The sequence below is a fragment of the Acinetobacter sp. CY73 genome (assembly GCF_059515865.1).
Genome location: NZ_JCAKMZ010000017.1, coordinates 62,015 through 71,100 on the forward strand (window position 1 = coordinate 62,015; position 9,086 = coordinate 71,100).

The window sequence follows — 9,086 nt, forward strand, 5'->3', positions numbered from 1 at the left end:
CTCGCAGATAGATAAAACTCATCATACTCTTCAATAGGCGTAACTGCATTCAGCCATTTTTATTCACTACATCAATTTATTTTCAAATTTTCCGCAATACTGATAATGAAATTTATACCACATCTGAACTAGGAGAAACTCATGTCGATTCCTTTAAATCCAGAAAATGATTGCAAGAATAAAATTGCAGATCAAATACTTAAAGATCTACTCGAAATCAACAAGTTCCAAGGTAATTCTATTAAAAAAATGAAAGCAGACCAAAATGGTATTTTCTATGTAGAACAAGAAATCTCAATTGAAGACTTCCACAAGCAATTTTGAGCGCTCTTCATTAAAACAACAGAAAGCACTTGAATTGTATATTTAAAAACTCAACCAAATTGTATCACCTGTAGAGGCATGCATCGTCTCAGCCGTTTTTTTAACATATCACATTCATCAACCTCTATTGATAAATCATCACACAGAGTACGATCACTGTCATTGATCGAACTTTCATGCGATTGAACAACTGCACCATGTTGAATCAGTTTAATTCTATCTTGTCTTAAGAGTTGCACACCTCTATAACTCGCACGCATTTGATTTAGAGCTTGAAGACGCCTTTCATTTGTGGTCATTATTGTTTTTCTCGACATCAATTACCCCCTTGATTTTTATTTTAAATAAGACCAACAAATTACAATATAAATTGAAATGAGGGAATGATCTAGCGATCAGATAATCCCCCTTTTTAATCACGGCGATCAAATAAAATTTGATCAATGTATTTAAAATCAGTCCTCTAAAAACTCTATCATATCTTGTTCAGTTATAACGGCTTTCATAGGAAGATGATGAGTTGCATTTAGTATCAACCTTCGATAATTATCTTTTATTATTTCATCTTGCTGATTTTTTTCTTCGGACTCAGCGGTTATATTTGCATTCTCTTTAGTAGCAATTCGATTTACCATAATGTTTACCTCACTTTACAGATTGCTCAAGTTCTTGCTTTTCAACACTCTGTGATACGAAGAAGAACTATTCAATAAAGCATGGCCACTTCTGAATGATAATTCTCGCTTAATTTCTTGATCAGCAATACTGGTCTCGCCGTGTATTTTTATGTATTCAGCCCGTTTTTGCATAAATATTCGCTCACGCTCTTGAACGCGGGAATTCAATTCAGTATTTTCCACTTTATGAGTAGCTATATAATTATAAGTAATGACTCCGCATATTATAATGAGAAAAAAACTGAGTTGCCTCTTTACATTTCTAGTCACAAATAATCCTTTCATATACATTTAATACTAAAGTTATCATGTACTCGCGCTGATGAATTTAAAAACTATAACGAATGAAACACTATAAAAGTTAATTACTGAGCCCTAGTGTTAAAATTTTTAAATTCAACAGCATTGCTTTAAAATTCAGCAAAAAAGTTAGGCCATGCAAAAATAATGACTCTTATTACGATTTATTTTGAGTCGGTTTAGACAACTCATATGCAATGATCCAGAATTGTACTGTACAGCAAGCTTGCTCAGATATAAGTACTTACATTAAGGCGGTTACAGCACTTAAAAGATATAAATCATCTTTTTAAGTGACAATATTTCAGTTGGTATAATTGAAGAAAGTCATAAGCTGTCGCAGTCATACAAATATCTATAGTGACTTAAAAATGTGTTTGATATAATTAAACACAGATTAAAGAATGACTAAAAAGAACAATATGGCTATCAACATATACGCTGCTTTAGAGCAACTTGGACTGACCGCTCAGAAACGTGCTATTCATATCCAATTTTCAAATACTGACTTAAATAACAAAGTCTTTTTGCAACGTGTTGATGGTACACATCAGTTGAATGATAGTGTTCACCTCCAATTAATCTGCCTAGCAACAGATGCCACTATTCCCTTAAAACAATTCATTGGTAGTCAGGTTGCTATAGATATTGTCACTGATCAATCGCAGTTGACTCGTACGACTGGGATTATCACCAAAGCTGATGCAGGTGCGAGTGATGGCTCACTGACGATTTATCGTCTCACCGTAGAAGACCCAACAGCATTGTTCAAACACCGCAGAAATAGCCGTGTATTTATGAATAAATCCGTACTTGATGTGGTCGATATTTTATTCAAAGAATGGCAAGCGAAAAGCCCATTACTCGCTGCAAGTTTAAGCTTAGATAAAAGCGGATTAAGCAAAAGCTATGATGTTCGCCCCTTCATTATGCAGAGCAATGAAACCGACTACGACTTTATCAAACGCCTTTTAGCCTCAGAAGGAGTGACAACTCTAATTGATGAAGCACAGCATACCGTGCTGAGTTCAGCTGAACAGATCAAACCACAAAAGCTTCGCTTAATTGATGATAATGCCCAATTTCAAGCATTAGATCGTCGTAATATTCGTTTCCATCGAAGTAGTGCTACAGAACGACAAGACAGCATTACCGCATTTACAGGATTACGTTCTCTACAACCAACTGCGGTCCATGTTCAAAGATGGCAAGCAGATGCATTAGCACAAGAAGAAGGTGCAGGCTCGGTACTCACAAAACATCAGCATTCAGACAATCAAGAGGTAGCAAGTTTGGGCTTAGAACAAGCCTTTCATGTCAGTCCTGCATGGATACAAAACCTCAAAGGTGAAGATGGTGCAACTCAATCAGGCAACAAACAAATCGAAAAACTGAATGACAATTTAAGCAAATACTTTAATTCGCAAGCCAAATACTTCAGTGCGACCTCAACAGTACGTGATGCACATGTTGGTTATTGGTTTAATTTCAAAGAACATCCTGAAATTGATCAACATCAAGGTTCAGATCAAGAGTTTCTAATCACCGCAAAGACCTTTTATAACCAAAATAATTTACCTAAAGATCTTACTGATCAAGTCACTGCCTTACTCCAAGAAAGCCATTGGCAACAACCTGAAATTCATACTAACAATCAAGATGAACGCCAAGCCAATAACCTTATATTACAACGTCGAAACATTGATATTGTTCCGTCGTACAATCCTTTAGAAGATCGACCTACGACCCATCCACAGCGTGCCAAAGTCGTAGGCGTTGAGAGTGAAGAAATTCATGTCGATGAATGGGGACGAATTAAAGTCCGTTTTCTATTTACTCGAACAGAAGACCATGCGCATGACAATGGTTCAGGCGCGAATAATAATGACACCGACTCTGCTTGGGTGGATGTACTCACCCCTTGGGCAGGTGAAGGTTATGGTGCACGATTCTTACCACGTATTGGTGAAATCGTTGTCATCAACTTCTTTGATGGCAATATCGACCGACCATATGTCGTTGGTCGTATTCATGAAGCACATCGTAGTCCAACTAAGTTTGATCAAAAAGGACAACTCCCTGATACCAAGAAGCTTTCAGGGATTCGCTCCAAAGAAGTCCAAGGCGAAGGCTTTGGTCAACTACGTTTTGATGATACGACTGGACAAATCTCTACCCAACTGCAGAGCAGTCATGGGACATCACAGCTCAATCTAGGTAATCTTAGCCATCCGAAAGAGACAAACACGAGTGATGGACGTGGAGAAGGTTTTGAACTACGAACAGATCAATGGGGAGCACTGAGAGCTAAGCAAGGATTACTCCTTTCTACCTACCAACAAGATCAAGCTAATGGTCAGCATTTGGATGCAGCAGAAACCAAATCGCAACTGGAATCCAATCTCAATAATTCTAAAGCCCTCAGTGAAGTAGCCAAAAATCAACAAACCGATCCTTTAGAAGTATTAGACAATCTGAAGCAATTTATAGAACAAATTGAACAAGAAAGTGAGGCTAAAGCAAAAGCCTTTAAACAAGCCATTATGGTATTAACTTCACCAAATTCGATTGCCCTAGCAACCAATGAAGATGTACATCTATCAGCAGATGGTCAAATCAGTCATAGCGCTGGTGATAGCATTAACTTGAGTACACAAAAGAGTCTTCTTATACATGCACAAAGCAAAATCAGTTTATTTGCAGCGCAGGAAGGTGCAAGGTTATTTGCAGGTAAAGGTAAGATAGAAATACAGGCACAAGGTGATGGTGCTGATTTAATTGCTCGTAAAGGGATTCAGATCATTTCGACGGAAGATACGGTTTATATCACTAGTCCGAAAGAAATAGTCCTGACTGGAGGTGGATCACAAATCAAGATCAATGGTTCGGGTATCTTCCCTACTACGGGTGGGAAGTTTGAGGTAAAAGCTGGACTACATAAGTTTATAAGTGGCGGTAAGGTATCTTCAACATTACCTGCACTGCCAGCTCTAAATTTAATGCCAAAAGAGTTGGAATTAAAATACATTTATGATGACTTAAAGCCTGTTGCACAAGCTCCATTTAAACTGATTTTTGCTGATGGTTCTGCCCAAGAAGGTGTACTAGATGCCGAAGGTTATGCCAAAGTCACTATTCCTAGTGATAAAACTCAACCTAAAGTCTACTATGGCTTTAGTAGTGTTGAGGCGAAACCAGATAGAGAAAAAATTGATAATCCTTTCAAAGATCAAAAAGTGATGAGTGTTATTGAAGCTGAACAACTTATTGAGCAATACAACCAACAAGAATTAGATGCATTATTAGATGAATATTTCCCCGATGAAATTGAAGACATGCTTACGTCGAATAATATCGAATACGACGATCATGTGAGCGATTATGAAGAACAATTAATACCACAACAAAATAATGTAGATGATGCAATAGCAGATGATTTAGAAGAAATTTTACTTACAGATGATTCTACTTCTAGATTAGACCTAGGAGATAAACAATGAATACTGCCGTAGCCAAGGGTTCAACGCAAGCTGTGAGAGTAACAGCTAAAGGGGAAGCATCGGCGGCTCAATGGATTAAAGGTGTGCTTGATGGTAGTGGCTCCAGTCCTGCTCAAATTATTGTTGCTGTTGTAGTTGGTTGTATTCCCTTTGTTGGTCAAGGTGTTGATGTAGGGAATGTGATTATTTCAGTCGTTAAAATATCAGAAAAACCTGATAATAAAGATCATTGGTTTGATTTGGTTTTTAATCTTGTTGCTTTCGTACCAGGCGCTGGTGATGGGCTAAAAGTTGTATTTAAACAATTACGATCTGGCAAAGCTATGGGCGCGATTTTAGATGCGATTCCAAATAAAACTTTGCGGGGAGACGTAGATAAATGGTTTAGAAGTTTAAATTGGAATACATACACAAAGGAATTGCAAACGACCAGTAATAAAATTATTGATGGTTTAATTGATGTGTTTGATAGCTGGATGACGAGAGCTGTTCTTGGTAATGCTAAATTAAAATCTTTAGTGACCCAACTTAAGAAAATGAAAAAGGTTGTTAATCAAAAAATTGATATGGTCATGAAAGAAATGCAAGCTGCACATAAAAAAGCACTTGCAACACCCTACCCAAATACAACTGCTAAAGCGCCTATTTCATCTCGAACACCGACAACAAGCAAACCAAATAATAATCCAGCCCCACGAACTCAGCAAAATGGCAATGTACCAAGAAATACAGGTGGTAATAATGCAAGTCCAGGGCGTCAAAATACTTCAACTAAACGACAACAATTAAAACGTAAGCGAAGATCGAATCAAGAACTTGGTTCAGGTGGTGAACATATAACAGATTACTACTATGTAAAACGTATGAAAAGTCGCTCTAAAATCAACAATAATGGAGTGCTATATGAATATCATGATACAGGTCATAACGGACTTGATCATGTTTGGCATAGTGCTCGTTTAGCGCATAAGTATCGTATTACAGACAGTAAAGCGACCAATGCACTGAGCCATCGAACACTGATGACACCAAAGGCAGCCATGATGGCATTGAAAATGGGCTTAGATGTTTATATGGCATCTGATGAAGATGATAAAGTGAAGCGCTCAGTGGGGACGACTGTGAGTGATGGGGTGCAAATGTCACATTTATGGATTGCTAGTAAAATAGATTCAGCCCAAATAGTATCAAAACACGACAATTTATTGGATAAAATAGAAGATTGGCGACGAGTTAAATTCAAACCATCCACAGAAAGAAAACTAGGTAAAACTATCTCAATTCGCTGTCCATATGATCGAAGTTTGGTCACTATTACTGGTGATAAATTCGATCATCATGAAAAATGTAAAGGCTTAAATAAACCTAAGTGTACACGGACAGTAACCGCACACGGTATTAAATTAGAATTTGTTTTACCAAACGAGATGTTGGAGAGATAAAAGAATGTCAACACAAGTAAATGATAAAGAAATAGATTGGCAAAAATGGTTGAGTTTAGAAGTAAAAGATACAAGTTTATTTAGAGATAAGTTGCTTGAGCAAGAAATGTATCACAAGAGATTTGATACGTTTGTTAATGGGTTATATACAGTTGTTGATGGATTTAGTCATTATAAAAATGATTCTAAATTTGGTGGATATATAGCATCTGGTCATCAAAGACTGAAAGATGCTCTGAACTTGATATCTTTACAATATTCAGCAGGTGGGGATTTAAGTTTTATAAAAGAACTTTATGCCTATCTTCTTCATTGGACAGAAGAATATGCTGAAACGAGTCATCTTTATAATTTAAGCCCAGATGCAGGTGGGCGTTATGTTTGGCATATTTCATTAGGAACAGAAGATTATTGGTATATTGCTTTGCGTTTAATTTGCTTCGGCTTACTTACAGGCTATACAGATCAAATGAAGCGAATTATGCCAATTATCGATTATGTGGAAGCAACTCCTGAAGGGCAGGAAAAAGATGGCCTAATCGAGCGATTAGTTGCTCCATTTGTAACAGATCGAGGCATACCACCGAATGATGCACGTCGTCATTTGCCTTATCGTAAGCTCATTAAAGTTTTTGAGGCGGATGCAGAAAAGCGTCCAGCAATGATGTTGCAATACTTAGAAGATTGGTATGAAGCCAGTCGTCGTGAACCATACTTTGAACAGCATCCAGAAACCGACTTAAGATCTGGTAGAAGTTATTATGGTTATTGGTCATGGGAAGCAGCAGCTGTTACATGGTTGTTAGATATTGATGACACCACTTATCGAGATCACCAATTTTATCCAAAAGATTTAGTTGATTTTGCTAAAGCACAATCAGAAAAAGTACAAGCACAAGATTCGGTAGAAAAAATTAAAATCAAAGGTGGGGATAAATGTCCAAAAACAGGTTATTGGACGACACCTGCTCAGCCAAATCAACGTCTGCACTTTAATAAAGGTGAGATTTTACCAACGCTTTCAGAACAAGATTGGGGTGAAGTGTATTGGTATTTTGATGGTGAAGAATGATTTATGCCCTTCGGGGCATTTTTTTCGTAGAACCAATAATTTTCACTTTTTCGTTATTCTGGATATGCTACGCCATAGAATCAAAATAAAGCCCAAAATCAAGGAAGTACAAGAGGTTAAAAAGGAAATTAATACAATCCTTCAAAGTAATTGATCAATCTAAGAATTAAGATTAAAGCGAGAATCTTGGGATCTCGCTTTTTTGTGAACCCAATGGACTTACTTAACTGAAATTACTGGACTACTCGTAATTGGAATTAGTGGACTACTATTGATGATATATACAGGTAATGTCTACATAGGGTCTTCTGAAGGTATATACATATATAGTAACCACAAATTGAACAAAATTAATATCAGTAGTCAAATTGATGAAAATCTTGTTTTTCAAATTAGAAGCATCAAAATCCTATCTTTGGGCGTTTACTAATAAATTTATTCTCCGTTTTAATGGTGTTGATTGGGTAATAATAAATCATCCTGATAATTACGTAACAAACATATCAATCTTTTCAGTTAAAGCAAGTGGTAGATTTTTGTAGTAATACTTATTTTTAATGTGGATTCAATGAGTTTTTTTACACTATTTTTAGAAAAAATAGGATCTATTTTAATATTTATCTCAATCCACAGGTGTTTCAAGGTCTTGGTTTTGAACACTCTATACGAAGATAACTATTAATTAAATAATATCTTCTTTGGAATTTGCCTCTGTATTTTCTACTTGATGAGGGCTTTGTTGCATAAACCTAGCATGTAAGGCTTATTCAGCAATATAATTTCAAAATGAATAAACCTGCAGCTAAAATCTACCATACAACCAATTGGTCATCCTATAATCGAGCCTTAATTAATCGAGGCAATATTTCCATTTGGTTTGATCCAAAGACTCAGTGGTATGCACAATCACAAGGCAAGCAAGGTCGAAATCAAACCTATTCCGATACAGCGATTCAATGCTGCTTAATGATCAAATCTCTATTTCGACTCTCTTTACGCATGGTTACAGGTTTTGTTCAAAGCCTGATTAAGCTTTGTGGATTAGATTGGACAGCTCCGGATTATTCCACCCTTTGTCGTAGACAGAAGCATATTAATATTGCGATTAGCTATCAAAAAAGTAGTAATGGGCTGCATCTACTTGTAGATTCTACTGGCTTGAAGTTTCTTGGTGAAGGTGAATGGAAATGCAAGAAACATGGGTCTGAATATCGTCGCCAATGGCGTAAGCTTCACATTGCTATAGATGCTAAAACCCTGCAAATACGTGCAGTACAACTCACCACAAATGATGTCAGTGATTCTCAAGTATTTGAAGATTTACTTGCTCAAATTCCCTTGGATGAACAAATTGATTCTGTTTATACAGATGGTGCTTATGACACGAAGCACTGCCGACAACTCATTTTAGATCGAGATGCATATGCGGTCATTCCACCGAGAAAGAATGCAAAACCTTGGAAAGATCAACAAGCGAGGTCTATAGAACGCAATGAGTTATTGAAAACAGTCAAACGGCTAGGAAGATCGCTTTGGAAAAAGTGGTCTGGTTATCATCGTCGAAGTTTGGTGGAAACCAAGATGCATTGCATCAAATTATTAGGCGATAAATTAACATCAAGAAGTTTCCCTAGTCAGGTGAATGAGATTCATGCACGCATAGCGGTCTTGAATAAATTCACAGAATTAGGTCGCCCTCATACCCAAGTTGTCTCTTAAATTTAACTCAATTAGGGTAGCTCTGCCTTTCAAACCTTTGTGCAACAAAGCC

7 protein-coding genes are annotated in these 9,086 nt (G+C 36.8%); 5 read left to right on the plus strand and 2 right to left on the minus strand.

Annotated features, from left to right (window positions below; genetic code table 11):
- The first annotated feature begins 141 nt into the window (after positions 1-141).
- Entirely contained in the window at positions 142-324 is a 183-nt protein-coding gene (locus AC5YD2_RS09555) for a hypothetical protein (protein WP_496126111.1), read from the plus strand.
- Between the two features lie 50 nt (positions 325-374).
- On the opposite strand, the gene AC5YD2_RS09560 is transcribed toward AC5YD2_RS09555, so the two are convergent.
- Together AC5YD2_RS09560 and AC5YD2_RS09565 are read right to left on the minus strand one after the other, a co-directional pair.
- Positions 375-641 carry a hypothetical protein gene (locus AC5YD2_RS09560; RefSeq protein ID WP_496126112.1) on the minus strand — a complete coding sequence of 89 codons (267 nt, stop codon included), beginning with the start codon at positions 639-641 and terminating at the stop codon, positions 375-377.
- Positions 642-779: 138 nt separating this feature from the next.
- Positions 780-959, minus strand: a complete 180-nt coding sequence (locus AC5YD2_RS09565) for a hypothetical protein (protein WP_496126113.1) — start codon at positions 957-959, stop codon at positions 780-782.
- Between the two features lie 764 nt (positions 960-1,723).
- Between AC5YD2_RS09565 and AC5YD2_RS09570 the strand changes: the two genes are divergently transcribed.
- The 4 genes from AC5YD2_RS09570 (at position 1,724) to AC5YD2_RS09585 (ending at position 9,034) form a co-directional block, all read left to right on the plus strand.
- Entirely contained in the window at positions 1,724-4,801 is a 3,078-nt protein-coding gene (locus AC5YD2_RS09570) for a type VI secretion system Vgr family protein (RefSeq protein WP_496126114.1), read from the plus strand.
- Positions 4,798-6,243 (plus strand): hypothetical protein, encoded by a 1,446-nt coding sequence (locus AC5YD2_RS09575; RefSeq protein WP_496126115.1) that lies wholly within the window; start codon positions 4,798-4,800, stop codon positions 6,241-6,243. Before AC5YD2_RS09570 ends, AC5YD2_RS09575 begins: the two co-directional genes overlap by 4 nt.
- Positions 6,244-6,247: 4 nt before the next feature.
- Positions 6,248-7,315 carry a PoNe immunity protein domain-containing protein gene (locus AC5YD2_RS09580; protein ID WP_496126116.1) on the plus strand — a complete coding sequence of 356 codons (1,068 nt, stop codon included), beginning with the start codon at positions 6,248-6,250 and terminating at the stop codon, positions 7,313-7,315.
- 786 nt (positions 7,316-8,101) lie between these two features.
- Positions 8,102-9,034, plus strand: coding sequence for an IS5 family transposase (locus AC5YD2_RS09585; protein ID WP_496126117.1), 933 nt, complete (start codon positions 8,102-8,104; stop codon positions 9,032-9,034).
- The last annotated feature ends 52 nt before the right edge of the window (positions 9,035-9,086 follow it).